The organism is Neisseria sp. P0013.S005, assembly GCF_051958425.1.
GTDB lineage: Bacteria > Pseudomonadota > Gammaproteobacteria > Burkholderiales > Neisseriaceae > Neisseria > Neisseria subflava.
Genome location: NZ_JBQCVL010000006.1, coordinates 1 through 24,759 on the forward strand (window position 1 = coordinate 1; position 24,759 = coordinate 24,759).

Here is a 24,759-nt window from a genome sequence, read left to right on the forward strand (position 1 = left end):
AGTGGAGTACGGCTTGGTATTTGAAGTGTAATGTATATTTGCTCATAAAAAAACTGCACCTTGTGAGTTGGAGGGGGGATGTCCAACTTTTGGGGTGCAGTTCAAAGCTTTCAGACGGCCTTTAATCTGGTTAACTCAATTAAACGCAAGCATCCCCTATAATCCGCTTGTTTTTATCCTTCAAATGAAAGACTCGCCATGATCAAACCTGTTATCCTCAGCCTCGCGGCCGCAACTGCTTTGGCCGCCTGCTCCGCTTCTGAAAAACAAGAATCTCCTAAGATCGGCATGTCCAATCCGGCTTCCGAATTCTGCGTCAAACAAGGCGGCAAATCCGAAATCAAAAAAGATAAAGACGGTGGCGAATACGGCGTGTGCCACTTGCCTAACGGTACCGTTGTTGAAGAATGGGAATATTTCCGTCAACACAACAAATAATTGCTCAATCATATAAAAGGCCGTCTGAAACCAAGTTTCAGACGGCCTTTTTCTTTTAAACAGCGATTATTTTACTTCCAGTTTGGTTACGCCGCCCATATACGGTTGCAATGCAGCAGGAACATTAATGCTGCCGTCGGCATTTTGATGGTTTTCCAATACCGCCACCAAAGTACGGCCGACAGCCAAGCCTGAGCCGTTCAAAGTATGCACCAAACGGTTTTTACCGTTTTCATCTTTGAAACGCGCCTTCATGCGGCGAGCTTGGAAATCTTCGCAGTTGGAACAGCTGGAAATCTCACGATAAGTATTTTGCGCAGGAACCCAAACTTCCAAGTCATAGGTTTTGGTTGCACCGAAACCCATGTCGCCGGTACACAAAGTAATCACGCGGTAGGGCAGTTCCAACGCTTTCAAAATATTTTCAGCATGGCCGACCATTTCTTCCAGCGCTTCGTATGATTTTTCTGGATGAACGATTTGCACCATTTCCACTTTGTCGAATTGGTGTTGGCGAATCAAACCGCGCACGTCTTTGCCGTATGCGCCCGCTTCGGAACGGAAACATGGAGAATGCGCAGTCAATTTCAACGGCAAATCGCTGCCTGCCACGATGCTGTCGGCAACAGTATTGGTCAGCGTCACTTCGGCGGTCGGAATCAGATATTGCGTTTTTTTGCTCTCATCGCCGCCGCGAGTAACGTGGAACAAATCTTCTGCAAATTTAGGCAGTTGACCCGTACCTTGCAGGGTCAGATCGTCCACGATGTAAGGCGTGTAATGTTCGGTATAGCCGTGTTTCAGCGTGTGCGTGTCCAGCATGAACTGAGCCAAAGCGCGATGCAGACGGGCGATTTGGCCTTTCATCACGGTAAAGCGCGCCCCGGACAGTTTTGCACCACCTTCAAAATCCAAACCCAAAGGCTCGCCCAAATCAACATGATCTTTGATTTCAAAGTCAAATTTGCGCGGCGTGCCCACTTTGCGGACTTCAACGTTTTCAGTTTCATCTTTACCGGCAGGTACGCTTTCGTGCGGCAGGTTCGGAATGGTCAACAACCACGCGTCCAATTCTTTCTGAACGGCATCCAAATCAGCGACAGCCTGCTCCAAATCCACTTTGATTTGGGCAACCTGATCCATTGCAGCTTGAGCCTCTTCATGTTTACCTTGGCCTTTCAACGCGCCGATCTGTTTGGAAATACTGTTGCGCGAAGCCTGCAACTCTTCTGTTTTCACTTGAACGGCTTTACGTTGTTCTTCCAAAGCGTTGAAACGCGCGGTATCAAACTCGTAACCGCGGGCGGCCAAACGTTCGGCGACTGCGGCGGTATTGCTGCGGAGCAATTGGATGTCTAACATTGTTTTCTCTCGTTAAGATTCAGAATGGCATTATTGTAAACCAATTTAAAGATATTTTCACAGCGACAGGCCGTCTGAAAACAAAAAACGCCCCTGCAAAAAGCAGGAGCGTTTTTTAAGAATTCTGGCACGCCCACGGGGATTCTTGATTTATATTAAAAACAAAATATTATCATGACTACATTGCAATAATAAACAGAGCAACCCCAAAACCGCGCCAACAATCAGAAAAAACCAAACTAAAAATTTAGAACTTGTTGCACTGTTGCCCATCCGCAAAAACACAACAAAAATGTTTCGTTTTCGCTTGCAAATACAACATTTCTGTTGTATTATATCCTTACTGTATAAGAAAGGAGGTAGAGATGAAATACAGTGAATTTAAGAAATGGTTAAAGGCTCAAGGCGTTGAGTTCACAACACAAAAACGCGGAAGCCACCAAAACATCAGATTAGGAAATAAAACTTCGGTTTTCCCAGACCACGGCAGCAAAGAAATCGGTTCGGGTTTAGTTAGAAAAATCAAGAAAGACTTAGGTCTTAAATAATAGGAGGTAGCCCGAAAGGGCTGCCTTGCAGACAGAAAAGTAAGAAAAACAAAACGGAGGTAAATACTATGTTAGCTTATCCCTATATTTTAACCCCGGACGACAACGGCACATTTTTAGTAACCTTTCCGGATATTCCGGAGGCGGCGGCGGTAAGCGAAGATGAAGAGAGCGCGGCGATTGAGGCGCTGGACGGGCTGCTTTGCGCACTGGACGGATACTTTGAAGACCGTCGGGCTGTGCCCCTGCCTTCAGAGCCTACCGAAGGGCAGCCTGTTGTAGCACTGCCGGCGCTGGAAACAGCCAAAGTGCTGCTGCTCAACGAGATGGTCAGCCAAGGCGTGCGCAAGGCGGAAATGGCACGGCGGCTAGATGTGCACATGCCGCAAATTGACCGCTTATTCGACCTGCGGCATAATACTAAAATAGACTTTTTGGAAAAAGCCGCCTCGAAGCTCGGTAAAAGTCTAAATATTAGCTTCTCGTAAATCCTACTTTCTTATACAGTGAAAATTAAAGGCTACCTGAAAATTCAGGTAGCCTTTTTTTTCAGGTAGCTTGAAATCAGAACAACTGCCCTTGCGCCAGTGCGTGCTCGATGCGCTGGCAGGCAATATCAAAGTATTTCGGCTCGCGCTCGATGCCGATAAAGCGCCGGCCGCGCTGTAAAGCCGCTACGCCCGTGCTACCTGTGCCCATAAACGGGTCAAGCACCAAATCGCCCGGCGCGGATGCGCTGGCAATAGCCTTGTACATCACATACAGCGGCTTTACCGTGGGATGGTCAAAGGGATTTTTTTCGACGTTGCCCACCACAAAGCGGGTTTTGCTCTCCCAAATGTGGCGGCGGTAGGCGTGCACCATGTATTCCGTGTCCGGCAGATAGGTGCCGCAGGTGAGCGGTGTGGGATTTTTCTTGTTCCAGGTAAGCAGCATCCAATTCAGGTTTTGGTTTTTCGCTTGGTTGATAATATCCACAATTTGGCTTTTTGCACAAAACACAAACCAATTCTCAAACCGGTCAAGCAAGCCAATATCAAAACCACCATCCAAATGCTTGTTGATGTCGGCCATATATTTACGCTGCCCACCCAAATTCCCGCCACTTGCCTGCATTAAATACGGCGGATCGGAAATCAGCGCATCCACCTTGTTTTCAGCCAGTACCGCCGGCAAAAGGCCGGAGCAATCGCCCAGGTAGAGCGTTGCGCCGGCAAAATCTCGTTTTATAATTTTATCCATAACCATATCCGCCCTCCGTGCAATAGGGCGGCCTCAACCGCCCTCCGTGCAATAGGCTATTTGTCCGTCATCTTGGACACCACGCGCCCATACACCTGCCATTCGGCCAGGTCGTTGCGCTGGGTGTCGGCTATTTCTGCCAATCCTGCATATTCTTTTGCGCAGTGTCCGAATAGCTGCCAGCCTCGGGCAGCGGCTTCATCAACCGCGCCGGCGGTGCCGGCGGCTTGGGGCAGGGAGCGACTACGGGCAGCGGCGTAGGCGCGCACGCGCTCAAGCTCGCCGCGCAGATTATCCACAGCAATTTTTGCATTTTCTCTTTCCTTTTCCACTTCGGCCTGCGCGGCAGTCAATGCCGCCTGCGCCTGCCTTTCTTTTTCCAATACTGCACCGGTTTGCTTCGCCAGTGCTTCGGTTTGCTGTTTCTTCAGCTTGGTCTCGGCAGCACGGTGGCCCGCGCTGTAGCGCTGCTCACCGTACCAATATTCACCGCCCACCACCGCCGCCAGCAGGGCGGCAATGGCAAGCGGTTTCCAATATTTCACAATCCACATTTTTTTACTCTTTCTGCGGCTCGAGCCGCCCCAAAAACTGCCGATAGTTGCGCAATTCGTGCTCCGCATGGCGGGCGGCATAGGCATCACCGATGGCCTCGGCATCGGCCAGCGCCGCCTCCTGCTCGGCAATCATGCGGCGCACCTAATCGGCTGTATACTATGCCTCGCTCTCGCCCTGTTTGCCGGTGGCATCCACCAGCGGCAGCTCGTAGCGGACGGCGGTAGGCTCGGATTTAACGCACTGCTTATCGCGCCAGTAGCTCGGCCACCAAAAGCTCAATTCCGCCGCGTTAAACGGGATGATGCTCACGCGGTTGCCTTGGTTGCCAGCAAGCCCCATCAGGCGGCCTTGTCTGTCTTTGCCAACGATAAACATCACATGATTGCCGCCGGTGCGTTTTTTGACTGCCAGGCAGCCATAGGCCGGCTTGCTCAAGCGGGTAAGGTAGCACTCATCCGCCCACGCGCCCGCGCGATACCATTGCGGCACGACAAAGCGATCAGCTTCGCCCAAGCACATACCGGCAAACAAGCCGCACCACGCCACCTCATCGTTTGCCCACCAGGCTTTCTCTTCGCCGTTGTAGCCGCCGAACTTTTTCAGCCAGCTTAGGATTTCCGGGTTGTGTTGCTGGCCCGGTATCTCACGCAAGCCCAAGTGGCTTTTCGCCTTGGCAATCCACGGCAATTCGGTTTGTTTCGTCATTTTTAACCTCCAAACAAAAAGCCCGCGTAATAGCGGGCAGAAACGTAAGTTATTGATTTTTCAAGCTAGACTTATTTCAGTTATTAAGGATTACTTAATAACTGGTTTTCAGGTAGCCTGAAGATGGCTATAATGCACCCCAATAACTCCCCTAACCATGCCGGCCTACGCGGTCGGAGCAACACGGTTAGGGGCTATCTTTTTTCAGGTAGCCTGAAGTAATAACCGCCGCGTACCCGGATACAGCGGGCAGAGGCGGCGGTCGTCAAACTATTCCGGCGGCGGTGGCGGCTCGTCATCATCCGCAACCACCACCGGCGGCTTCTCGGCGGCAGGCTGGCGGTGGTAGCCCAGCTTGCCCAGCACAAAATCCAAAATGCCGCCCGCCGTATCGGGCGAGAGAGCGCGCGCCGAATCCAGCAGCACATCGCACATCGTCCCGGCCAGTATCCCCACCATCAATGCCAAGCGCGGCATATCCTTGGGCGTGAGGTCGTCCACCACCGCCAGCGACAAAAACAGCGCCGCAATCAGGTCGCCACACTTAGCCGAGGTACTTTTATCTTTGGCACGCATCGACACCCGCAGCGAGCCGACAAACGCGCCCACCACCGCCAGCAGCGTTTTGCTGGCAAAAAATCCCGCAAGCAAATCATTCACGATGCCTTCTTTCCGGCCGTCTGCGCAGCCTGTCTCTCATCACGCAACATATCCTGCAAATGCTCGCCCACCAGCCAAACCGCCAGGCTCCAAATGCCGAATACATAGCCCACCACCTGCGCCGCCAGCGTATGCCACACCCAAAAACTGGTTGCCAGCAGCAGCCAAATCAGCGGCGTAATCCGCAGCGCACCCACCCCTACCGCATGGCTGCGCGGACTGCTGCTCCACATCGACCACGCCGATAGCAGCGCCAACAGCAACAACAGGAGCACCACAAACCAGCGCGGCAATTTGGTGAGCCCCGTCCACAGCGGCAGCGAGCCAAAACCGTTTACGCCGAACACCCAAGCCCAAACCAGCAAAAAGCCGATATTGACGATTTGCAGCGCCCGCGTGCCCGTGCCGAATACCCAGCGCCGCGCTGAATCCGGCAAAAAGCGCAGATTCCACAACCAAGACAAAGCCGCTTTCGCGTATCTGCAAAAGCGGCAGGAAGTCAAACGGTTATACCAAGCTTTTGCTCGCTCAAACATGACAGTCTCCTTTAAAAATAGCGGCTAAATCATTGGGACTAAAACGCCAGCTTTCGGGTAGCCCCAAAGCCGCGCCCACCCACTCGCTGCAAAACCAACGGCGGCGGTTTTCAGGTAGCCCGAATATCACACCGAACGCGCCGAGCAGGTCATAACCTTGGCCTTGGGTTCGTGACCACAGGGTTTTCAGCCGCCCGTCCACGCTATCCGGCAGCGGGATTAAATCCCAGTTGGCAGACGGCAGCGGCATCACTTTACAGCGTACGCCGCCGTCCCGGATGGAGGCGGAGTAGCAGGTATAAACCGATGCCTGAGTATGTTCGCGCACCGCAATCTCGCAGTGGCTGTACCGCCCGCGTGTCAAAACACGGGTCAGCCCATCGGTAAACCGTGCCGCCCACACGCGCCAGCCTGTACCGTCGCGGCGGCCTTTGTACAAGGCCAGATAGATTTGATGATTATTCATTTGCCCACCACCTGTAATTTGTCGGCAATCGGTTGGATTTCAGCCAAAATCTCTGCCGTCCTTTTATCCACCTCAGCAGCGGTTTTTAGGTCTTTCAGCTCAAGCTTCCGCATCCGCAGTACCCCAAGTTTGCCCAGCACCATGCGCAAGTTGTCGGCTTGGGCGATGATGATGTCGGTCGCTTCACACGCCGTCTTGCCTGCCGGCTTGGCAAAGGCGGCCACCTGTTCCGGGGCTTCGCCTTTGCAGCCGCCCGCCTTGTAGTCGCGCGCTTGCTGTTCGCGCAATTTATATTCAGCTTCGAAGCGGGTAACGTGGTGGTATGCCTGCTCTACAACGTCATTGATGGCAGCCGTGCCTTTGTCGATGGCTTCAGCCAGCAGTTGCGATGCAGCGGCCTTGTCTAACACCCACTCCTTTCCGTTCCATTGGTGCAGATGGCTGGGCGCTGGGAGTGTTAAAACCGGCATGCCGTCTTTGCCAGGCATAATCACTTGCCCTTGCGATTGCCCGGCCAACAGCGCGGCGTGCTGCTCGGGGCTAATCTCTACCGCATCTTCAGGTAGCCTGCTGTGGATTTGGTCGTCGAAAAACGCCTGATTGGATTTTGAGTAGTAAATAGTCATGATTTAACTCCCTTTTTAATGACCAATTGCCAGCCAATTCACGATTCGCCGCCCGAATATGCCGTTTTCAGACACAGTTACCGAGCAGCCAGTCTGACTGATTTTGCCGACATGGGCGGACAGCACGTTTGCTCCACCGGCCACGTTGCCCCAAACCGCGCTGACCTGCACATTTAAACAGGCTGTCGGAAAACTTATCGGAAATAAAACGGTGGCAAACACGTCGTTATCTACTTCCACGTTTCCCCACTGGATAATCAGCCCACCGGGAATTTTCAGGTAGCCTGAAGCAGATTTTTTGGAGGCAAACAGTCTGCCCACTACCGCTTCGATGGTGTCACTTAAATCGGTAATCTCGGCGGCACGGTGGGTGTGTCCCTTGTCGGACTTGTTTTGCAGCCCGGCGGCCAGCGTGGCGGCATCCAGCACACCGGCATTGGTAACCTTGCCGTATGCCTTAACCCACATCACCACGTCGTCCAGGCTATTTTGAGCCTTTATACACAATACCATCGCAATGGCTTTGGGGCGCACTTCGTCAGCCACCGGCACGCTGCGTGAGGCATCAAACGTCAGATAGTTATAACCTTGGCGTCGACCGTCACCATCGGAGGTGTAGGCGCTCGGTGAGCCTTCGCCGCCGAACACTCCATTCGGGTCTTTCGGGCCGATACCTAGCGAGCCATTGTCGTCGCCGCAGAACGATGTTTTGCCCTTGATATTGCGGATGGCGTCGCCCTGCTGTGTGCCAACTGTGAGGCCGCCCGCAGCGTTGCGGATAAAGCGGTCTTCGGCCTTGGGCACCGCATCGATTGAGCCGTACTGCGCCACCAGCTTGCGGTACAGCTCGGGATAGGCGGCCTGCGTGACCTTGACAGCAATCTCGTCGTACTTAATCCAGCCGTCCGGGATGTCCGCAACCGGGAAGTAGGCGGTCATGCCTACGTTGGAGCGCGTGAGGTTGGGCAGCTTGTTGCCACCCAATACGCGGTATAGGTCGGGATAGGTAGATTGATTAAAGGTGCTGCCGTCGGCTTTCAGGTAGCCTTCGGGGTTGGTGACGGCGCGCGGAAAGCCGATTACTGCGCCTACGGGCAGGCCTTTGCCGCCGGCCTGCTCGTCGATTAGTTTTTTCAGGGCGGCAAGCAGCTGGTCGCGCTTATCGGGATTAAGCGCCACACCCGCGCCCTCAATCACATTACAAATCTCCTCCTGCACATGGTTGCACCATTCGGCGTTAAACGCCGTAGGCAGCACGCCACGCGGCAAATCGCCGTTTCTAAAACCTGCTTTGCCGTTGCCGAACAGGTCGGCAACGGCGGAAGAAGTGGAAATCCGCTGCATAATCAATCGCTCCTAAACATATTTAAAAATCAGATAAGTGTGCGCCGGTTTAAGCCTGTTGAGCACGCACTCAATAGCGCTGCTTTGATACAGCTGCAGCGGGCTGTTGCAATCATCGTTGCAGTTGGCCGGTCGGTGGTCTCCGCTGCCGCGCAACGATACCGCCCAACAATAGCTGTCATTGTCGGAGTACAGCGCGGCATTGCAGTCATCATTGCAGGTGGCCGGGTAAAACTCGGTGATTTCCGCCTGTGGTTGCCCGGATACGCGCAACAGGTGCAGATAAAACGCCTTGCTTTGCGCCCCGCCGCCTGCCAGCCGCGCTACCAGCGCCATGCGCCGCGCCTGAATATCGCCGGCTGCCGCTGCGCTGCATTCATCCGGCAGCCCGGCAGTAGCCTCCCACTCCGGCAATGTTTCGTATGCGCCGTATGGCGTGGCTTCCGCCAGCAGTTCGGTGGCGCGTTGCTCAATACGGGCTAGCTCTAATGCCAGCGCCGCAATAAAATCGGCCAGCGCCGGGTCGGATTCGGTTGCCCAGGCGCGGCCGGTGGGCAGCAGCGCGGTAAGTTGGCTGCGGTAGGCAGCCTGCCTGATGCTTAAGTCCACGAGATACCTCCCAGCACCGCGATTTCGTCTTGCTCACACACCACATCCGCTGTGGGCGCAAGCAACATATGGTGTGTTTCGCCCGCCGCCAAACTAACCGCCTCGCTGATGCGCGAGATACGGATAACCGAGCCCAGCGAAGCTTCGCGCCGGTAAAACAGACGCAGTGAGTTTTCCACCGCCTGCCGCACAGCGGCGGTATCGGGATACACTTTGATGCGGTGCGCCACGGTTTTCAGGCGCGGCGCGACGACCGACACCCGCGCCGTTACCGGACGCAGCAGCTCTAAATGCTGCCGTACCGCATCCAGCAGCGTGCTATTGGGCACGATGTTGTCGCCGCCTGCCACATACACCACCACGTGGTTAATCTCGCCGCTGTTTGGCTTAACCCAAGCGCGGGCAATACCCGGCACCTCGAGCGCCCAGCGGATATAGTCCGCTACACTGCCGCCCATCGGCGGGTTGCGGATGCGCTGCAGTAAGCGTTCGCGCAGCTCTTCGTCGCTTTCTGCCGCTGCGCCGCCGGAGAGACCGCCACTATCCACCGTGGCCATGCCGCCGCTGTGGCGCAACACTGCCCCGGCGCTGGCGTTGCCTGCCGGGCCCGGCTCCAACGCATCCAGCTGCACTGTATTGCCTGCTGCCGCGCGCACCGAATAGCGCACACCGTCTTCACGCCGCAGCTCATCACCCACCAAAGGCAGGCTGCCCGACACAGTGGCCTGTCCGCTGGCAAACGCCGCAGGTTTGCGTGGCACGGTAAGCCAGGTGCGCGCGTGGCGGTCGAGTTCATCGCCGGCGGCCGTGATTGGCAGCATTTGTTGAGCAATCCAATCCAAATGCCCGTGCAAGAGGTGCGATGCCGCGCCCAAAGCTGCGCCGAATACCGATGCCACATCACCTTCCTGCGGGTGCGGGTAGGGCGAGAGGCGGCTGCTGATGTCCAATTCCACCCGCCGGCACAATTCCGGTAGGCTTGGTCGTTCAAACGCCATGATTTACGCTCCACAAATAATCAAAACGGCGGATTTCTCCGCCGTCTTTTTCGATTTCGATATACAACATCGCGCAAGTGAGCGTGTGCCGCTCCGCCCGCACCCGCACTGCCGCTGCGATTTTTTTTTCTGTGAGCCAGGCGAGCGCCTCGGCGGCATATTCCTCCGCCCGCAGCAAGGTGTCGGCAGTAATTTTCTGCCGTTCCAGCAGCCACAGCCGCGAGCCGATACGGCGCGGACGGAAGCTATCGCCCCACCAGCCGCGCTTGTCGCCGTCTCCGCCGGGCAGTACATCGTCGTTTTCGGCACGCCGGTCGGTGCCCAGGCTCATCCATACTGCCGATTTAAGCCAATCCACCCCGGCAAACAACAGGCGGCAGCCGCCGTCTGCTTGAGGCATCAGTCCCAGCATAATGCTTACTCCATTTGTTCGTTCGGCTGGTCGGTATTGCCGCCGCCGTCGTTTTCGTGGTGGGTGTGGCGGTTAAACAGCGCGCGCATCAAGCCCATGCTAAATTTGCCGCCTTGGTCTTTCACGTCTTGGGCAAACACCGCCGATTTGGTGCCGTTTACTTCGCCGTCCAGCGTAATTTTCGGCGCTTTGATGGTGGCTGATGTTTTGGCATTAACCTCAAACACAGGGGTCTCTATCACGCATTTGTCTTTGTACAGCGTGATGTGATGCCCCCATAGGTTGTAAACCGCCGCCTCACCCTCGGCCAGATTGTTGCGGCGCGTGCCCTTGTGCTCGGCGCACAAGGCAATCGGGTGGTCGTGGTTTCCCGCCACAAATACCACCACCGCCTCGCTGCCCACCGGCGGATGTGCCGAAAAACCGAATGGCTGGAACAGCTCCACCTCGTCATGCACATCGCCCGCCTGCGCCTCTAGGGTAACGGTTTGCGTGGCGGCGGCATCGTTAATTAAATTTAAAATCGCGCGGCCGATCATGTTTTTCAGCGCCTGCATTATGATTTTCCTCTTTCAAAGTTTCCGGGTTTGTAATTGCCTTGCGCATCGGGTTTGATCACCAGCACATCGCCGGATACCGCGTTTTGCCCCTTACCCTGCCGCCCGCGTTTGCCGCCACTGCGGCCTTTACCGCCACTGTGGCCTTTACCGCGTGCGGGTTTGGCGGCGGTGTTGCGGTTGGCTTTTTCCGCTGCTTCGGGCGATGGCAGCAGCGCTTCCGGGCGGATTAGCTCGATTTTGGTTATCTCGCCCGAATCATCGTAGCCGTACTCGACCGCCGAAATCAGCAATTCGCCCTGTACTGCCAGCGTAGCCGCTTCCACTTGTGCCCGCTGGTTGATGTCCCACAGCTGGCCATTGTGCTGCGTCCAGCCCGCCACTGTGCAGGATAGCTGAGTGCTTTTCGCTTCGCGCACCTGCTTTTCCCATTCCGCCTGCCGCCGTGCCATCTCGGGCGTAGCCTGCCCGTCGGCGGATTTGGCAAACGGCCGGTGGCGCTTGATGGCCTCATCCTTAACTGCAGAGCGCACATGAGCCGCCGCCTTGCCGTGGTCGTTGTCTTTGCCCGCCCGCTGGCCGGTGATGGTGTATTCTGAAAACCGCTCCGAATAATCGTAATCGGCCGTGCCGGATTTGATGTTGCCGCCTAAAACCAGCGGCGTAGCCGCCTGTTGTGCTCCGGCATGGGTCAAAACCAATGCGCCCCGTGCCTGTACCAGCAAAATACCGGCGATTTTCGCCGCCCGTTCCAAGGCTTTAAATACCGTTTCGCCCGGCTCGGTTTTAAACACCGCCAGCGGCTTGCCCGGCTCGGTCTCCAACACCACCTCGATACTAAACGGCGCACACAGCTCTTTAGCCAAGTCCAAAATCGACACATTACGCCATTGCTTCACGGCAGCGGCGCAATCCACCAAATCGCCGGTTTTATCCCGTCCGGCCACGGCAATGCTGTGGCTGCTGTCCGATACATCGAGCGTGGTTTTGTCGATATAGCCCTTAATCACCACCTGCCCGGCCACCCGCACTTCGCACTCGTCGTTCGGGCGGATCGGCCAATGTATTGCCTCGCCGCCCACGTTTTCGGTGCACTCGATGTTAAATGCACCAGCAGCAGTGCCGATGCTACGGCTGATGGATACGCTCGTCCAACCGCCGTACAAAACGCCGTTTACCAATAGCTCGATAGCCATTTACTGCTCCTTAATCCGACAACACCCGCAGCGGGCGCACCGGCATAAAGCCCGGATGCGCGACCGGGTTATGCCGCAAAATCTCGCTGCTGCGCCGCGCATCGCCGTGCAAGCGATAAGCCAATACCACCACCGGCAGCGGGCGCTGCGGGGTGTAATCCACTAGGCGCGGCAGTTCGTTTTCCGTGTCCGGCAAAGCCTGCACGATAGCGGCGCGCAAATCCTGCGCCGCTGAAAATGCCGAATCCGGCAGCTGCGGCGCGAGCTCGTCTAACCACGCCAATAGCAGGCGGCGCAGCGCCACCGCCTCATCCAGCGATTCAAACAGCGGGGCGGCGGCCGCCTTCGGCGCAATGCGGCTGGATGGTTGGTTGCTGCCGCCACCGAAATTGCCACCCGGCTGCGGCAGCTCGATATGCACATCATCCGGCCGCACAACCGCCGTGGCCGCAGCCGCATTTAAAGCCGCAGCCTCAAACAACACCTGCACCGCCTGCCGGTTGGATTCGGCACGCTGATACGGCGTAGGGTTGGCTGGCAGCCCGCGCGATACTTCGCGCTTCCCTGTGCGAAACGCCTTGGCCAGCCCCATAATGCCGCCCAAAGGCTGGCCGAAGCTGCCGGTTAAATCGGTAAACAGTCCGATGATGCGGCTACCCAACACCGCCGGTGTTGCCGATAGCTCGCCCACCGCATCCAACAACTGCCGCACCTGCCGCAAAAACGGCGATTGTTTGGACAAATCCAGCAGACCGCCCACCGTAGTCAGTCGCTGGATGCGCTCGTTGAGCGCCTGCAGATTGTCGCGGCTTAAAAAATCCGGCAAGCCGTCCAAATCAAACCACTTGCCGAAGGCTTCGGCCAGCTGCCCGTCCAGCGTATCCGCCGCATCCAACAGGTTGCCTGCCGGGTCGGATTCCGCCGCCGGATAGCGGCTCTCGCCCGCCTCCACAAAGGTTAAATCAAACACCGCCATGCCGCCGGCTTCGCCGCTCTCGCTCACGCTTACCGCTGTGCATACCACGCGCAGCGCACCGAAATACGGGTGCACCAACTGGCCGGGCCCGGGAGCGTTTACCGCATCCAGCAGCGCATCACGGGCTTGCTGGTAGTCCTTGCCCACCACAAAGCCGCGCAGCGTAAAACCCCGTGCCTTCGCGCCGAGGTCTTCCACGTAGGGCTTGTCGCGGCCTGGGTATTCGTGTACCACCACCCGCCGACCCTGCTCGCTACTGTGCGCTTCCACGCCGAATGCCGCCTGTTTAAAAGAGGCCGGCCGCAGCCTGTCTTTCCACGCCATTTTTTTGCTCCTAAGTTGCCAGGCTGTAACCTTGCTTAGTGCTCAACTGCACGCCGTTGCTGGCCCGAGCCTGCATCCGCGTGCCGCGCGGCACATTGCTGTGGTCAATATGTACCGCCACCTTATTCAGGTTTTGCGTTTTACCCACCAGCGCACCTGCAGGGCCCGTACCCGGAGCCGCCGCGCCATCGCCGCCGCCGAACACCGAACGCACCGTATTGCCCAGTGATTCCAACTTGTCCAATGCCCACTGCAGCTTTCCGCGTATCCAGTCCCACACCCCTGCAATATAGCCTTTCAGCGCCTCAAAACCGCCGCGCATCAGGTTGAGCGGTGAGAAGCCGGACAACACCCCGCCGATGGCGGAAAGTGCGGCAACAAAGGTTTGCCGGATTTGCGGCCACACCCCTTTCAGGTAGCTCCACACCGCCGTCATCGACTGGATCATCCAGCCCACCGGCGTAAAATTGAGAAATAAGTTGCCAAGCGCCTCAAACGCCGAAGCACACAGCTCCTTAATCAGCTCCCACGCCACGGCAAACGCACCCGACACTTCATCCCACAATCGGCTGAAATAGGCGCCGATGTCGTCCCAGTTGCGCCATATCACATATACCAAACCGGCAAACGCCGCCACCAGCCCGATAATCCACGTGAGAGGATTAGCCAGCAGCGCAGCGGTAAAGCCCCAAATCGCAGGAAGCGCGCCGATTAAAGCCACTGCCAGCGAGCCTACCGCCCACGCCGCATTCACAAACGCCGCTACCAGCGGCAGGGATAGAATCGCCGCCACCACCAGCATTGTGTTGCCAAAGCCGCCGAGATAGTTGTTGATTTCGTTGAATTTGTCGTATAGTTTGGTACCAAATTCCCACGCTTTTTCAAACGCGGTTACCAAGTTTTTGCCGATGCTTTCGGCCAGTTTTTGCAGGCTACCGTCTTGCGCCATCGCATCGATTTTTTCCAACAGGCCGCGCAGCTTATCCTGCAAATAGCTAAACACGCCCGAATCGGCGATCATCAGCTTAAAGCGCTCCCAGTTGTCCGAGAGGTTGGACATCATGCCGCCCCAAGTATTGGACAGCTTGTCCATCGCCCCACCGTATTTTTCGTTCCAAATGGTTTGCAGGGTGGCGCGGATTTGTTCGCGGTTGTTCTTGTCTGCCATCGCCCGCATCTGGCGGCCGCTTTTGTCGGTGTATTCGTAGATGATGCGGTTGCCCTGTGCCGAGGCCTTAATCCCAAACTCTTTCAGGCGCTCGTTTTGCCCGGTCATGGCATCGGCAATCGCCTCCACCGTCTGCATCAGCGGCTTGCCCATACCGGCAGCAGTATCGCCCAGTGTGGTCAGCAGCCCGTCTTTAATCGGGTCGAGGCCGTAGGATTTCAGCTTCACAAAGGCTTCGTTCACTTCGCTCAATTCGTATGGCGTTTTCGTTGCGAACTCGCTTACCCACGCCATCGACTGCCTGGCTTTTTCACTGCTGCCTTCGATGGTTTCCAGCACGCTACGGTAGCGCTCAAATTCGCTGGCGGTATCCACCACGCCCTTAACCATAAACACCGCGCCAGCAGCCAGCACCGCCCCGGCCGCCGCATAATGTTTCAGGGTGGCAGTGGCCTGATCGGTAGCCCGCGACACCTGCGCCATTGCCCGCCCCACGCGCCCGTTATTCAGCGCGCCGAAACGTTCGCGGATGGTGCGCAAGGCGCGGCTGGCTCGGTCTTGTACGGTTACTTCGATTTCGGTTTTTGCTCTAGACATTTTGCTACCCCATAAAAAAGCCGCCCGAATATCAGGCGGCCTGTAGCTAATCTTTTATAGTTTGTATATATAAATCAAATAAATAATAAGGAATATCGCGCGGCTCGATTACTTCCCCTGTGGCGAGGTTGATAAAATCCAGTATCATCAGATACGCAAACCCGCGAAGGGAGGGCGGTTCGCCGCACCATGCCTCCACTCCGCCGACACGGCGGTCTTGTGTGAAACGGCGTATTGCAACATCATGGTAATTCCAGCTGAATCTCGTATCTTTATATAAAATCCTAGCCTTCAATTCAAGGGGTAGGATTTGCGGCAGTTCCCGATCATAAAACCGGGTCAAAACCACCTCATCCATCTTAAATTCCGCAGTTGCCTCATCTTTTGCCATAACCATTCCCCTAAAAAGGGAAACATTTTACTGCCTGCCGCTTGACTTTGCACCGCCAGCGGCGCTATATTCCCGTCCACGAGGCGTCGAAAACCTCCTAGTACACGGTATCGCAACCGTTAATGCGATATTTTTACGTCCATAAGATTCACGGCTCCCGTGTTGTTGATTTGTTACAGCCAATGTTTCCTATGGCCGCGAGGGCGCGGAATACAATACCCGAAAGGGGAATAACGCCGGCCTTTGTACTAGGTTTTCGAACCTCGCGGCCGCCCGTTTCGGGCAACTTCGAAAATACAGTATAGGAAATAATCATGGCTTACCCCCAATCAATCCCGTTCCACGGTCAAACCATCCCCGTCTTCACCCAAAACCACCGGCACTACGTTGCCATGAAGCCGATTTGTGAAAATATCGGCTTGCAGTGGGAAGCGCAATTCAAACGCATCAAACGTAACGACATCTTAAATTCAGCCATTTCCATGATGGAAATGGTTGCCCAAGACGGCAAAAAACGCCAAACCCTCTGCCTGCCGCTGGAATACCTCAACGGCTGGCTGTTCGGCGTCGATGCCCGCCGCGCGAAACCGCAAATCCGCGAACGCCTGCTGCAATACCAGCGCGAATGCTTCCAAGTGCTCGCCGCGCATTTTATGCAGCCCAAGCAGCCGCCCGCCGTGGCGCTGCCCGCCGTGGTCACCGAACTGCCCACCCGCAAAGAACTGCAACAGGTGCTGCTCATGCTGTGCGACCGCTTAAAGGAAATCCACAACTGGTGCGACGGCAACGTGGAGCGCTTCTTTATCGACACCTTCGGCAAGCGGCCGCATGAGGCCACCTATCACGAACTGGTGGGCATGATCCGGCGGCTGCACCGCAAAACGCAAACCGCCGCCGGGCTGCCGATGGTGGCAGGGCAGGCCGAAAGCTGCAGCGGCGGCGACGAACTGCAGCATCATTTCCGCTGGCTCTCGGCGGGCAACGGCGGCGATATGCTCGACGCCATCCTGGCCGATTTCGAATATGACACACTGGATCGCGGCGAATACGAGCGCCGCACCAGGGGCGGGCTGTTTATGGTTTCCTTGCTGCACGAGGTGCTGATCGAAGCCTACGAGCGCAAGCGCGATTACAACGAGCTGCCCGGCACCTCCGAAAACACCTTGAATTAGGTGTTGAACGAAGTGGGCAAGCTGCATAACCTCATCAGCCGCGTCATCACCGGCTAAACCGTCAGGCTACCTGAAACCGCTTTCAGGTAGCCTTACTCTTCCAGTTGCTCCCGAATCCAGCCCGCCCGCTCATACCACCACTGCAGCTCGTCAATATCCAGCGCCAGCACGTCGCCGGCGCTGCCCTTGAAGGTATAGGCCACTACTGCGGCGTAGTCTGCCCAGTCTGACGGCCAGACAGCAAAAAACCCTGCATCTCCGCGCTCAACACAAAGGCATCTGCGCTATCCATCTGCGCCAGCACGTTAGGCGGGATGTTGGTCAGTTTACCCACCAGCGCAAACAGGGTTTTGGCATCCAAAATCAAGCTGTCCGGGCTGAATTTAATCTCCAAGCCCATCAAATCGCGGCCGGTCGGGCGGCGGATGTCCAGTTCGCTGATTTCCTCGCGCCCGAACTGGATCGGGCTGCTCAACTGAATAATAAGTTTATCCATTTGCTTGTTTTCCTTTAAATTTCCTGCGCTTCGTATTTGCTCTCGAAGCGCACGCCGATATTAGCCTCTTCTGTGTTGCCCGTGCCCTCGCCGGCATACCAGGCATCTGAAAGCACCACGGTTTTGCCGCTGGCTAGCTGCAGGGTAACGGTGGCATTGTCGATGCTGGTTAAATCGGCCAGTTTCAAATCGGGGCGGTCGGTGATTTCGCCCTCGATAAACGGCGTTTGCGGGGTCTCTTTGTAACCGTGCACGCCGTCCGCGCCGATAATCGCCTCACGCTTGCCTTTGCCCAAGTTGTAGGTAAAGTTGCCTTTGGCATCCAGCTGGTTGCCATTGACTTTGAAAAAAATCACGCCAGCACGGCGGTTTGATTTTGCCATGATATTTGCTCCAAACCCCGCAGGCTTTCAGGCAGCCTGCGGGGCGTTAGGGGTTAAACGATAAACGCAATCACGTTACCGGTGATAATCCACGGGTTCACGAGGTCGGGCACCATGAATGTATCAAGACGGGTTGGGTTGCCGATATTGCGTTCGGCGTAGCTGTCGGCGGTGAACTGGTCGATGTTTTCCACCAAGCCCAATGCCTGCCAAATCTGCGCGCGCGCCACCATTTCGGCCTTCATGCCGGAGGGGGTCATAATCGGCTGGCCGGATGGGAATTTGTTGCCGTCATCCGCCAGCTTGTGCCGTGGGTATTTTTGCTGGATATAGGTGTCCCAGTCGTAGCGCAGATAGCTCAAGGTCCACACCGTGTTAATCAGCAGGTAGCTCTCATCGGACTGCCCCAGTTTGCCCACTTTGTAGGTGCTGATCAGCATATCGATCATCACCGCGCCGCCTGCGTTGGTGCGGTAGGTGGAGATGCCGTTATACAGCAGCAGGTTGCGCTCCTGCAGGGTAAGCTGGGCGCTGTCGGCGGGCGGCAGGATACCTTTGAGTTCCAAAGTTTGGAACGGGCGTGCCGGGTCGTTTTGTGCGGCAAACGCGGCCTGTGCGGCAGTCGCTGCAGCCAGCTGTACCGGCAAATTAGGCACACCGGGCAAACCGCCGATCACCGAAAACGGACTATTGCGGCCGTTGCCCAGCGTGGTGAGCCCGGCGTAGTTGTCGGCCTTGGCGACAAACACCAAACCGCCGATAGCGCGCATCGGCCCCCAACGGGAAGCCAATTCATCCTCCACCGCCTTCAGGCTGGCGGCATCGGTAAACGGCATCACCATCACATCAAACTGTTTATCGCCCAGCCCGGCCAAGGCGGCGGACAAATCCGGCGTACCCGCGCCGCCGGCCATTGCGGTGATGGAAATAGTGAGGCCGGTTGGCGTTTGCTCGTCGCGCGGATAATAATTGAGCCGCAGGTCAATCTCGTTGCCGGGCAAGCCCTTGTTTTTGGCCGTCAGCGTTACTGCACCGGCATCTGCCTGCGCACTCACCGGCAAATCGGCGGCGGCATTCACGGCGGCTGCCAGCGCGGTAGCCACGGCAGCAGCGCCATCATTGGCTTTTACCGCCAGCTTGACTGCCTGCCCACCGATGTAGAGATACACCACGCCGCCATCCTGCACCATACCGGCAATTTGGACTTTGCCGCTGGCCGCCGAGCCGGAGGTGTTGGCTAAAGGCAGGGCGAAGGTTTCGATGTCGCCGCCTTTGTTGTCAAACCAGCCTTTGGCCGCCCAATACATCAGGCTGCCCGCGCCAAACATACCGGCAGCCTGCTCCAGGCGGGTAATCGGCACGGCCTTGCCTGCTTCCGCGCTGCCGCCGGTGGCCGGTGCAATCAGCAAGGCGCGATAAGGCTTGATATTTGCGCCTTTTTTGGCCAGCTCGTTGTTAAATTCGGTGCGGCTGCCCGGCGCGCGCAGGGTGCCGGGAATCTCATTAAATGCAATCGTCATTTGTTAGCCTCTTTGTCTTTGCCGGCCACCGCCTCTACTTCGCCCGCATTCAGGCGGCGCAGCCAGTAGTTGTTTTTCTCCACCTGCGCGCCGTCTTTCGGCAGCGGCTCGCCGGTGGCCGGGTCGGTGATTAGATAATCGCCAACCGGTCGCACATAAAACGTAGTCATAAAAGCCCCTTTCAGCTTTTCGGGATGTTGTCTTCGGCATCAATCTCGTGATTGCTGCCATACAGTTGCCAGTGCGTGGCCAGTTGTGCCTCGGTGATCAGCTGCGGGCCGATATGCGCCTGCGGGTGGTGGTTTTCATCGCCCACATAATCGCCGGCCTGCTCATACCACACCGCCTGCCACAGCTGGGTGTAAAATACGCTCACGTATTCGCCTTGGTCTTCGGCCTCGATGGTGAGCGACAGCGGCAGCAAATCCTCGCCCAGCTCGCCGCCGAGTGTGGGGTTGGCATAAAACAGTTTTTCCGCCAGCGCGGTCATTTCCTCCGCCACGTCTTCGGTTTTTTCGTTGCCCTGCACAATACAGGTAACGGCCAGCTGTGCTTCGTGCCGCAATTCCAGCGGCGCGGCGTTAAATACGCTGCTGCTGCGGGATGCCACCGATACCACCACGCACGGCAGTTTGTTTTGCGCTGGCGCCACCCAACGATAGGGATACACCCGTCTAAACTTGGTACGCAGCAGCGCCACGGCGGCGGCGCGGATGTCAGTAAGTTGGTGCCGGCTCATTTTTCGCCCTCAACTGTAAAACGGTGATGCCGGTGCCGTCCGCCTGCACTTCGGCGACCCGGTAGGCAACGCCCCGCACCTGTATTTCCGCTTCCGCCACCGTGTCCGGCAGCTCGGCGGAAAGGCAGATTAAATACGGATCGGCATTGCCCGCCGAGATGCCGTAGCCGTTATCTGCGGCGTATTCGCGGTCGAAAATGCAGCGTACCGGCTGCCCGTCAATCATCACGGTTTCACCGAAATCGGCAGGATTGGTAAACACGTTCAGCGGCTCATTAAACACTGCCGCCCTCGCCGCCCTCACCGGATGCGTTACCGCCATCGGCACCAGAGGATTCAGCCTCTTTGGCAGGCGCTTCTGCCGCCCAACCTTCGCGGATATAGACAGCCGCCGCAGATTCGTCCACCGAATATTTTTTCCCTACGGCAAACATCTGTTCACCATCGAAAAAACTACGAGTCGGGATAATTTTGATTTTTGCCATTTTTAATACCTCAATCAATAAGGTCGTCTGAAATTCAGACGACCTTGGGTTTCACAATCAAGCAGCCACGATGTCTTTAATGGCGGCAAAGGATTCGACATGACGGACGGCAATATCCACATCTTGCAACGTGGTGATGCGTACCGCGCCCGCAGTAGACTTGGTGTACGGATCAACGATCACATCCAAAACGCCCCAGTGTGCAATCATCAGATCAGACCAGTTACCGAAAATCAGCGGACTGCAGTTGTTGGCCGCCGTGCCTTTGGTCAGGTTGGACGGAATTTGGTTTGATACCGCGCAACGGTAGCCGTTCAACGGCGTTGCGCCGTCCTGCCAGATGTAGCCGGACACGCCGTCGGCCTTCAGCTTGGTTTTCAGCAAACCGCGCACGCGGGCATTGGTGATGTAGGCCAAATCGCCGATGTCGGCATTGGCGGCGGCAATGGCACTTTCCAAAGCGACGATATGCTTCCATTCGGGCGCACCACCGTTCGCACCGATTTCCACCGCGCCGATGCCGGCAGTGTTCAGGATGCCGGTCGGTTCGTTGCCGGTACCTTTGCCGTTGATGGCCGCCAAATCGATACCCAGCATCATCGCTTTCAACAATTCGCTGCGGGCGAACTGTTCGGCAGACAGCGAAGACTGCAAAATGAATTTGCGGCTCAATTCGGTATTGGCGGTAATGGTTTTCGGTTTCAGGCTCATTTGTCCGAAAGTGGCGTTCGATTCGGACGCGCTGCCGTTTTCATACACCCATTGAACGGTGTTGCCGGTCAGGTGTTTCGGAATGGTGATGTCGCCGACCAAGCCGTCCAGTACGGTGGCGCCCAACTGGGCAACGGCAAGTCTGTTGCGCAACAGTTCGATGAACAAGTCTTCGCGGAAGTCGTTTTCGATGACGTTGCCGCCGTTTGCCGCATAGCCTTTGCTGTAAGCGCGGGCAATCAAATCAGTCGGCACAAAGAAGCCTGCCGCTGCGCGACCATGTCGTTTTTCCAACTCTTCCGACACTTCGCGTTCCAAGCCCGCTTTGTCCCATTTGCCGGTTGCGGCGGCAGACATGGCGCGCAGAAGGGAAAATTCACGCTGTTCCTTATCCGTCATGCCGATTTCACCGGCGGTAACGGTCGGCTTCGTCTGCATGTTTGCCATGATGGCGGCGCGTAATTGGGCTTCACTGCCACCCTCTTTAATAACCTTTTCGGCGGCTTCGATACCGCCGTGGGCGGCGTAACTGCGACCAATGGCCAACAGTTCGGAAACGCGGGCGCGTTCATTCTGCATACCGCGTTCGGCAGTGTTGTTGGTATCGGTTGCTGCGGCGGCAGGGGTTGCAGCAGCGGGAGTTTCCACCGTAGTGGGCGTTTGATTTTTATCCATGTTTCGATTTCCTTTTTCAGGGGTTGGGTTTACAGGGTTTTCAATAAATGGCTCCACCGACCTGCCGACACCTACTGTCGGGTCTGCAGGAACGGTTACAAAACTGATTTCATACGGCATCCAGCGGGTAACGATGTAACGGTAGTCCTCATCGTCAGCATCAGGATTGTCCAATACCATATGCTCCACTCGGTAGCCGACGCTGATATGGCGTAGGATGCCGTCTTGCACGTCTTGGAATTTTTCCGTTGCTTTCGTACCGTTGCCAAAACGTACCAAGGCACGGCCGCGCTTGTCGGCATCAATCCAAGCACGTTCGATGACGCCGATTTGGTCGTCCCAGTCATGATTGAACAACACCGCGCCACCGCCGTTCAGGCGGCTTAAATCAACAGCACCCTGCGCATGACTTAATACTTCATCACCGAACCAGCGGCGTACCGGTTCTTCGCTGGAAAACGCCACTTCGACCGTCCGTTTTTCAACATCAACGCTTTCGCGCTGAAATACGGCAAAGCGGCTCATTTGCTGCATTTGCGCCTTATCAGGCTTCATTTTCTTCATTCGGGTTATCCTCCGATTCCGGTTCTGCCGCCGATGCGGCCGGTTTTACGTCGGCAATGATTCCTTTCCTTGCCAACATCTGGTTTTCCTGTTCGATTTGGGTAATAACATCTTCAAAATCCAAACCCATTTCCGCGCAAATATCGCGGCGGGATTTGACCGTCAGCGCCACCGCCTCTTTATGCGCATTAATATCTTTCAGCGGGTCAACCCACGACCAGCGGCGCCCCTGCCAGTTGCAGGCCTTGAACTTGTCCAGTTTGCCGGCAGGCAGCGATTTGCCGGACGGCATCTTGATTGCGCCCATTAGCAACGCCGCCTCAATCCAGCGATCGAATACGTCATACAAGAACGCTTCGGCAAACCAGTTTTGCAACGTCATCCATGTGTCGCGTTCCTCCAGCGTCCCGCTGCGGATACTGGAAAAGTTCACGCCCTCAAGGTCGTTCGCCAAGCTGTGATAAGCCACGTTCAGACCGCTGGCGATACCGCGCAGGCTGGCTTTGACGAATGCGTCGTAATTGGCGTGCGGGTAATCCGGGTCGAACGGCGTAAAGTCGTAACCCTGCGGCAGTTCGTGGAACGTACCCGGCTCGACCGAATCGATTAAATCGATGCTGCCGCGCCCGTTATCGACCTCTTGCCCGTCAATCGGCGGCATGAAGTTGTCGGCGTCTTCCGTCTGTTTGAAAAAGCCCATTTTCGATGCACCGACACGGGCGGCGATAATGGCCGCTTCCTGATAGCCCGACAGGTTTTGCAGGCCGATGATGGACGAAGCCACCCATGGAAAGCCGCGCCGCTGCTCCGGGCGGTCGTGCAGGAAAATATGGCTGATTTGCTCTGCCGGCACCCGTTCGCGTAAATTGCCCGTATTCGTCTGTCCGTATGATTCGCCCGGATGTGCCGTCCGCAACCAGTACGCCACAGGACGGGAATAGCTGTTTAACTCAACACCCATGCGCACGGCGTTGTGCCCGTTTTGCTGCGGAACGTTGTATCCCGTATCCAAACGGTCAATATCCAGCACCTGCAACGCATAGCCGTAATCATTGTCAAACCCTGAAATATGACGAATCAGCACTTCGCCGTCCCGCGCCACGCTGCGAATCAGCAGCCGTTGCAGGTCGGTAAAAGACATCTGGCCGGTAACGTCGCACACGCCGCGCCTTGCCCAGCGCGAAAACGCTTCTTCGATGGCCTTATTCGCCAAGTTATCGGGCTTGTCGGCGTTATCCAGCAAAACACGCATTTGCAGGGCAAAACCATCGCGCCCGATAACGTTGCTTTCGACCATGTTCAGAAACTTGCGCATGTAGTCGTTGTCGCGCGCAAGGCTGCGGGCGCGGGCGCGCAGGCGGTCAAGGTCTGACCGCGCCAAGGCATCCGCCGACCAGTTTTGCGGCTGCCATGAAGCCAGCGATCCGACCGGACGTGCTCCGGCAAAGCTGCGGCGGGCTGTTTTCGGGACGGCTTCCCGCCTGCCGAACAACCGCGCAAAAAAACCGCGCTTTTGCACGGTTGGGTTATTTGTTGGCATGGTGTAATCCTAGAATCGGCAAATAATACGTCCGCTACGCCGGGCTGAAAAACCTAAAGCAGCTTCAAATTTCCGGATTTCGTTTTCCCAATAGCAGATTTGCTTCAGCAAATCTGCCAAATCGACAAACTCCATTTCACGGTCTTTAATTTTGTAGCGCTTGGTCAAGCCACGGCCGGTAGCATGTTCCTTATAGGCGGTTTTAAGCACCTGCAAGATTTCACGGGCATCATCCAATTCGGCTATGAACTGCTGTTCACGCTGATCGGCGGTGATTTGCTGGATAGTCATTTCAGACGGCCTTATCCGTTAAATAAAATAAAGTGATACAGTTTCCTTCACTCGATTTGACCAACCCTTCTTTAATCAGGTTGTCTATATCGTTGCGCGTATTAATCCAATCTGCCCAGCTTCGATCTTCTCGCACTGCTTTATTAACACTGGTAGTTGTGCAGCCGGGATTGGCGCGGATGTAGTCTAAAATTTTGGTTTCATAGTTTTAAGCGGTTATAAACCGCCCTAACTTGTAAGCATAACTTACAGGCCGGGCGGCGGTTGAGAGTAACAGTAGCAGTTGCCTTTGCTAACGACGCGCCACCGCCGGGCTGTTTACAGACTGTACCGGCTACATCTCTCCGGCCTCGGTCCTTCACCGTCGTGCAGTGCCACCGCCGACGTGTCAATGATTTAAAAGCCGTCTTTCCGGCTGTCATATCCTAACTGTCTAACGAGGCGAATAAATCCCCGGCAGCAATATTCCG

General features: G+C 56.2%; 32 protein-coding genes and 1 pseudogene. 4 read left to right on the forward strand and 29 right to left on the reverse strand.

The genetic code is table 11. The annotated features are described in order from the left end of the window. Nucleotides 1–198: 198 nt before the first annotated feature. Nucleotides 199–438, forward strand: a complete 240-nt coding sequence (locus ACTHTA_RS07165; protein WP_250601081.1) for a putative hemolysin — start codon at nucleotides 199–201, stop codon at nucleotides 436–438. Nucleotides 439–504: 66 nt separating this feature from the next. Here ACTHTA_RS07165 and serS read toward each other — a convergent pair whose 3' ends face one another. Beyond that, entirely contained in the window at nucleotides 505–1,800 is a 1,296-nt protein-coding gene (gene serS, locus ACTHTA_RS07170; RefSeq protein WP_308888210.1) for a serine--tRNA ligase, read from the reverse strand. A gap of 365 nt (nucleotides 1,801–2,165) precedes the next feature. Between serS and ACTHTA_RS07175 the strand changes: the two genes are divergently transcribed. Next, the gene (locus ACTHTA_RS07175) at nucleotides 2,166–2,348 is read left to right on the forward strand and encodes a type II toxin-antitoxin system HicA family toxin (protein ID WP_225747594.1); all 183 of its coding nucleotides are present in this window, start codon (nucleotides 2,166–2,168) and stop codon (nucleotides 2,346–2,348) included. Between the two features lie 68 nt (nucleotides 2,349–2,416). Further along, on the forward strand, nucleotides 2,417–2,836 hold the full coding sequence (locus ACTHTA_RS07180) for a type II toxin-antitoxin system HicB family antitoxin (RefSeq protein ID WP_440364218.1): 420 nt from the start codon (nucleotides 2,417–2,419) through the stop codon (nucleotides 2,834–2,836). Nucleotides 2,837–2,912: 76 nt separating this feature from the next. Here the strand turns inward: ACTHTA_RS07180 and ACTHTA_RS07185 are convergent, their stop codons facing one another. The 18 genes and pseudogenes from ACTHTA_RS07185 to ACTHTA_RS07270 all read right to left on the reverse strand — a co-directional run bounded on the left by ACTHTA_RS07185 (nucleotide 2,913) and on the right by ACTHTA_RS07270 (nucleotide 15,713). After that, nucleotides 2,913–3,590, reverse strand: a complete 678-nt coding sequence (locus ACTHTA_RS07185) for a DNA-methyltransferase (protein ID WP_440364217.1) — start codon at nucleotides 3,588–3,590, stop codon at nucleotides 2,913–2,915. Nucleotides 3,591–3,646: 56 nt separating this feature from the next. Continuing rightward, on the reverse strand, nucleotides 3,647–4,144 hold the full coding sequence (locus tag ACTHTA_RS07190; protein ID WP_440364216.1) for a DUF2514 family protein: 498 nt from the start codon (nucleotides 4,142–4,144) through the stop codon (nucleotides 3,647–3,649). Between the two features lie 4 nt (nucleotides 4,145–4,148). Further along, nucleotides 4,149–4,280, reverse strand: coding sequence for a hypothetical protein (locus ACTHTA_RS07195; RefSeq protein WP_440364215.1), 132 nt, complete (start codon nucleotides 4,278–4,280; stop codon nucleotides 4,149–4,151). Nucleotides 4,281–4,304: 24 nt separating this feature from the next. Continuing rightward, nucleotides 4,305–4,853, reverse strand: coding sequence for a TIGR02594 family protein (locus tag ACTHTA_RS07200; protein ID WP_440364214.1), 549 nt, complete (start codon nucleotides 4,851–4,853; stop codon nucleotides 4,305–4,307). A gap of 270 nt (nucleotides 4,854–5,123) precedes the next feature. Further along, complete coding sequence (locus ACTHTA_RS07205; protein WP_064089291.1) at nucleotides 5,124–5,513, reverse strand: hypothetical protein; 390 nt, start codon at nucleotides 5,511–5,513, stop codon at nucleotides 5,124–5,126. Continuing rightward, nucleotides 5,510–6,049 carry a hypothetical protein gene (locus ACTHTA_RS07210; RefSeq protein ID WP_440364213.1) on the reverse strand — a complete coding sequence of 180 codons (540 nt, stop codon included), beginning with the start codon at nucleotides 6,047–6,049 and terminating at the stop codon, nucleotides 5,510–5,512. Before ACTHTA_RS07210 ends, ACTHTA_RS07205 begins: the two co-directional genes overlap by 4 nt. Then, nucleotides 6,042–6,515, reverse strand: a complete 474-nt coding sequence (locus tag ACTHTA_RS07215; protein WP_440364212.1) for a hypothetical protein — start codon at nucleotides 6,513–6,515, stop codon at nucleotides 6,042–6,044. The genes ACTHTA_RS07210 and ACTHTA_RS07215 overlap by 8 nt, the downstream gene beginning before the upstream one ends. Next, nucleotides 6,512–7,141 carry a hypothetical protein gene (locus ACTHTA_RS07220; RefSeq protein ID WP_440364211.1) on the reverse strand — a complete coding sequence of 210 codons (630 nt, stop codon included), beginning with the start codon at nucleotides 7,139–7,141 and terminating at the stop codon, nucleotides 6,512–6,514. The genes ACTHTA_RS07215 and ACTHTA_RS07220 overlap by 4 nt, the downstream gene beginning before the upstream one ends. Nucleotides 7,142–7,156: 15 nt before the next feature. Beyond that, a complete protein-coding gene (locus ACTHTA_RS07225; RefSeq protein WP_440364210.1) occupies nucleotides 7,157–8,485 on the reverse strand; it encodes a gp53-like domain-containing protein in 1,329 nt (442 codons plus the stop codon). A 12-nt stretch (nucleotides 8,486–8,497) separates the two neighbouring features. After that, nucleotides 8,498–9,094, reverse strand: coding sequence for a YmfQ family protein (locus tag ACTHTA_RS07230; RefSeq protein WP_371464695.1), 597 nt, complete (start codon nucleotides 9,092–9,094; stop codon nucleotides 8,498–8,500). Beyond that, entirely contained in the window at nucleotides 9,085–10,044 is a 960-nt protein-coding gene (locus ACTHTA_RS07235) for a baseplate J/gp47 family protein (RefSeq protein ID WP_440364209.1), read from the reverse strand. The genes ACTHTA_RS07230 and ACTHTA_RS07235 overlap by 10 nt, the downstream gene beginning before the upstream one ends. A 37-nt stretch (nucleotides 10,045–10,081) precedes the next feature. Next, complete coding sequence (locus ACTHTA_RS07240) at nucleotides 10,082–10,504, reverse strand: phage GP46 family protein (protein WP_371464693.1); 423 nt, start codon at nucleotides 10,502–10,504, stop codon at nucleotides 10,082–10,084. A gap of 5 nt (nucleotides 10,505–10,509) precedes the next feature. Continuing rightward, complete coding sequence (locus ACTHTA_RS07245; protein WP_371464692.1) at nucleotides 10,510–11,061, reverse strand: phage baseplate assembly protein V; 552 nt, start codon at nucleotides 11,059–11,061, stop codon at nucleotides 10,510–10,512. Beyond that, entirely contained in the window at nucleotides 11,061–12,257 is a 1,197-nt protein-coding gene (locus ACTHTA_RS07250) for a phage baseplate assembly protein (RefSeq protein WP_070826999.1), read from the reverse strand. The genes ACTHTA_RS07245 and ACTHTA_RS07250 overlap by 1 nt, the downstream gene beginning before the upstream one ends. A 10-nt stretch (nucleotides 12,258–12,267) precedes the next feature. Further along, on the reverse strand, nucleotides 12,268–13,281 hold the full coding sequence (locus ACTHTA_RS07255; protein WP_440376370.1) for a hypothetical protein: 1,014 nt from the start codon (nucleotides 13,279–13,281) through the stop codon (nucleotides 12,268–12,270). A gap of 9 nt (nucleotides 13,282–13,290) precedes the next feature. Further along, nucleotides 13,291–13,557: pseudogene (locus tag ACTHTA_RS07260) on the reverse strand (DNA circularization N-terminal domain-containing protein); the annotation flags it as partial. A 10-nt stretch (nucleotides 13,558–13,567) separates the two neighbouring features. Beyond that, complete coding sequence (locus tag ACTHTA_RS07265; protein WP_440364207.1) at nucleotides 13,568–15,322, reverse strand: tape measure protein; 1,755 nt, start codon at nucleotides 15,320–15,322, stop codon at nucleotides 13,568–13,570. A gap of 46 nt (nucleotides 15,323–15,368) precedes the next feature. After that, the gene (locus ACTHTA_RS07270; RefSeq protein WP_440364206.1) at nucleotides 15,369–15,713 is read right to left on the reverse strand and encodes a hypothetical protein; all 345 of its coding nucleotides are present in this window, start codon (nucleotides 15,711–15,713) and stop codon (nucleotides 15,369–15,371) included. Between the two features lie 314 nt (nucleotides 15,714–16,027). Here ACTHTA_RS07270 and ACTHTA_RS07275 point away from each other — a divergent pair, with 314 nt between their 5' ends. Further along, nucleotides 16,028–16,885, forward strand: a complete 858-nt coding sequence (locus ACTHTA_RS07275) for a phage antirepressor N-terminal domain-containing protein (RefSeq protein WP_440364205.1) — start codon at nucleotides 16,028–16,030, stop codon at nucleotides 16,883–16,885. Nucleotides 16,886–17,087: 202 nt separating this feature from the next. On the opposite strand, the gene ACTHTA_RS07280 is transcribed toward ACTHTA_RS07275, so the two are convergent. The 10 genes from ACTHTA_RS07280 to ACTHTA_RS07325 all read right to left on the reverse strand — a co-directional run bounded on the left by ACTHTA_RS07280 (nucleotide 17,088) and on the right by ACTHTA_RS07325 (nucleotide 24,289). Then, on the reverse strand, nucleotides 17,088–17,381 hold the full coding sequence (locus ACTHTA_RS07280; protein ID WP_049258260.1) for a phage tail assembly protein: 294 nt from the start codon (nucleotides 17,379–17,381) through the stop codon (nucleotides 17,088–17,090). A gap of 14 nt (nucleotides 17,382–17,395) precedes the next feature. Beyond that, on the reverse strand, nucleotides 17,396–17,764 hold the full coding sequence (locus ACTHTA_RS07285; protein WP_049258259.1) for a phage tail tube protein: 369 nt from the start codon (nucleotides 17,762–17,764) through the stop codon (nucleotides 17,396–17,398). A 53-nt stretch (nucleotides 17,765–17,817) separates the two neighbouring features. Further along, nucleotides 17,818–19,284, reverse strand: a complete 1,467-nt coding sequence (locus ACTHTA_RS07290) for a phage tail sheath subtilisin-like domain-containing protein (protein WP_440364204.1) — start codon at nucleotides 19,282–19,284, stop codon at nucleotides 17,818–17,820. Next, nucleotides 19,281–19,454 carry a DUF2635 domain-containing protein gene (locus tag ACTHTA_RS07295; RefSeq protein ID WP_082887733.1) on the reverse strand — a complete coding sequence of 58 codons (174 nt, stop codon included), beginning with the start codon at nucleotides 19,452–19,454 and terminating at the stop codon, nucleotides 19,281–19,283. The genes ACTHTA_RS07290 and ACTHTA_RS07295 overlap by 4 nt, the downstream gene beginning before the upstream one ends. An 11-nt stretch (nucleotides 19,455–19,465) precedes the next feature. Continuing rightward, complete coding sequence (locus ACTHTA_RS07300; RefSeq protein WP_440375749.1) at nucleotides 19,466–19,903, reverse strand: hypothetical protein; 438 nt, start codon at nucleotides 19,901–19,903, stop codon at nucleotides 19,466–19,468. Between the two features lie 97 nt (nucleotides 19,904–20,000). Then, the gene (locus tag ACTHTA_RS07305) at nucleotides 20,001–20,306 is read right to left on the reverse strand and encodes a head-tail joining protein (RefSeq protein ID WP_440376368.1); all 306 of its coding nucleotides are present in this window, start codon (nucleotides 20,304–20,306) and stop codon (nucleotides 20,001–20,003) included. Further along, nucleotides 20,299–20,508: a hypothetical protein gene (locus tag ACTHTA_RS07310; RefSeq protein WP_049351691.1), complete on the reverse strand. Its 210-nt coding sequence runs from the start codon at nucleotides 20,506–20,508 to the stop codon at nucleotides 20,299–20,301. Before ACTHTA_RS07310 ends, ACTHTA_RS07305 begins: the two co-directional genes overlap by 8 nt. A 57-nt stretch (nucleotides 20,509–20,565) precedes the next feature. After that, entirely contained in the window at nucleotides 20,566–22,458 is a 1,893-nt protein-coding gene (locus ACTHTA_RS07315) for a phage major capsid protein (protein ID WP_440364201.1), read from the reverse strand. Further along, complete coding sequence (locus ACTHTA_RS07320) at nucleotides 22,439–23,998, reverse strand: phage portal protein (protein ID WP_440364200.1); 1,560 nt, start codon at nucleotides 23,996–23,998, stop codon at nucleotides 22,439–22,441. Before ACTHTA_RS07320 ends, ACTHTA_RS07315 begins: the two co-directional genes overlap by 20 nt. Before the next feature lie 9 nt (nucleotides 23,999–24,007). After that, nucleotides 24,008–24,289: a hypothetical protein gene (locus ACTHTA_RS07325; protein ID WP_440364199.1), complete on the reverse strand. Its 282-nt coding sequence runs from the start codon at nucleotides 24,287–24,289 to the stop codon at nucleotides 24,008–24,010. Nucleotides 24,290–24,759: the final 470 nt, after the last annotated feature.

Coding starts and splice junctions, on each gene's coding strand:
- ACTHTA_RS07165 (WP_250601081.1), top strand. CDS start 199: ATGATCAAACCTGTTATCCTCAGCCTCGCGGCCGCAACTGCTTTGGCC.
- serS (WP_308888210.1), bottom strand. CDS start 1,800: ATGTTAGACATCCAATTGCTCCGCAGCAATACCGCCGCAGTCGCCGAA.
- ACTHTA_RS07175 (WP_225747594.1), top strand. CDS start 2,166: ATGAAATACAGTGAATTTAAGAAATGGTTAAAGGCTCAAGGCGTTGAG.
- ACTHTA_RS07180 (WP_440364218.1), top strand. CDS start 2,417: ATGTTAGCTTATCCCTATATTTTAACCCCGGACGACAACGGCACATTT.
- ACTHTA_RS07185 (WP_440364217.1), bottom strand. CDS start 3,590: ATGGATAAAATTATAAAACGAGATTTTGCCGGCGCAACGCTCTACCTG.
- ACTHTA_RS07190 (WP_440364216.1), bottom strand. CDS start 4,144: ATGTGGATTGTGAAATATTGGAAACCGCTTGCCATTGCCGCCCTGCTG.
- ACTHTA_RS07195 (WP_440364215.1), bottom strand. CDS start 4,280: ATGATTGCCGAGCAGGAGGCGGCGCTGGCCGATGCCGAGGCCATCGGT.
- ACTHTA_RS07200 (WP_440364214.1), bottom strand. CDS start 4,853: ATGACGAAACAAACCGAATTGCCGTGGATTGCCAAGGCGAAAAGCCAC.
- ACTHTA_RS07210 (WP_440364213.1), bottom strand. CDS start 6,049: ATGTTTGAGCGAGCAAAAGCTTGGTATAACCGTTTGACTTCCTGCCGC.
- ACTHTA_RS07215 (WP_440364212.1), bottom strand. CDS start 6,515: ATGAATAATCATCAAATCTATCTGGCCTTGTACAAAGGCCGCCGCGAC.
- ACTHTA_RS07220 (WP_440364211.1), bottom strand. CDS start 7,141: ATGACTATTTACTACTCAAAATCCAATCAGGCGTTTTTCGACGACCAA.
- ACTHTA_RS07225 (WP_440364210.1), bottom strand. CDS start 8,485: ATGCAGCGGATTTCCACTTCTTCCGCCGTTGCCGACCTGTTCGGCAAC.
- ACTHTA_RS07240 (WP_371464693.1), bottom strand. CDS start 10,504: ATGCTGGGACTGATGCCTCAAGCAGACGGCGGCTGCCGCCTGTTGTTT.
- ACTHTA_RS07245 (WP_371464692.1), bottom strand. CDS start 11,061: ATGCAGGCGCTGAAAAACATGATCGGCCGCGCGATTTTAAATTTAATT.
- ACTHTA_RS07250 (WP_070826999.1), bottom strand. CDS start 12,257: ATGGCTATCGAGCTATTGGTAAACGGCGTTTTGTACGGCGGTTGGACG.
- ACTHTA_RS07265 (WP_440364207.1), bottom strand. CDS start 15,322: ATGTCTAGAGCAAAAACCGAAATCGAAGTAACCGTACAAGACCGAGCC.
- ACTHTA_RS07270 (WP_440364206.1), bottom strand. CDS start 15,713: ATGGCAAAAGATGAGGCAACTGCGGAATTTAAGATGGATGAGGTGGTT.
- ACTHTA_RS07275 (WP_440364205.1), top strand. CDS start 16,028: ATGGCTTACCCCCAATCAATCCCGTTCCACGGTCAAACCATCCCCGTC.
- ACTHTA_RS07280 (WP_049258260.1), bottom strand. CDS start 17,381: ATGGATAAACTTATTATTCAGTTGAGCAGCCCGATCCAGTTCGGGCGC.
- ACTHTA_RS07285 (WP_049258259.1), bottom strand. CDS start 17,764: ATGGCAAAATCAAACCGCCGTGCTGGCGTGATTTTTTTCAAAGTCAAT.
- ACTHTA_RS07290 (WP_440364204.1), bottom strand. CDS start 19,284: ATGACGATTGCATTTAATGAGATTCCCGGCACCCTGCGCGCGCCGGGC.
- ACTHTA_RS07295 (WP_082887733.1), bottom strand. CDS start 19,454: ATGACTACGTTTTATGTGCGACCGGTTGGCGATTATCTAATCACCGAC.
- ACTHTA_RS07310 (WP_049351691.1), bottom strand. CDS start 20,508: ATGGCAAAAATCAAAATTATCCCGACTCGTAGTTTTTTCGATGGTGAA.
- ACTHTA_RS07315 (WP_440364201.1), bottom strand. CDS start 22,458: ATGAAGAAAATGAAGCCTGATAAGGCGCAAATGCAGCAAATGAGCCGC.
- ACTHTA_RS07320 (WP_440364200.1), bottom strand. CDS start 23,998: ATGCCAACAAATAACCCAACCGTGCAAAAGCGCGGTTTTTTTGCGCGG.
- ACTHTA_RS07325 (WP_440364199.1), bottom strand. CDS start 24,289: ATGACTATCCAGCAAATCACCGCCGATCAGCGTGAACAGCAGTTCATA.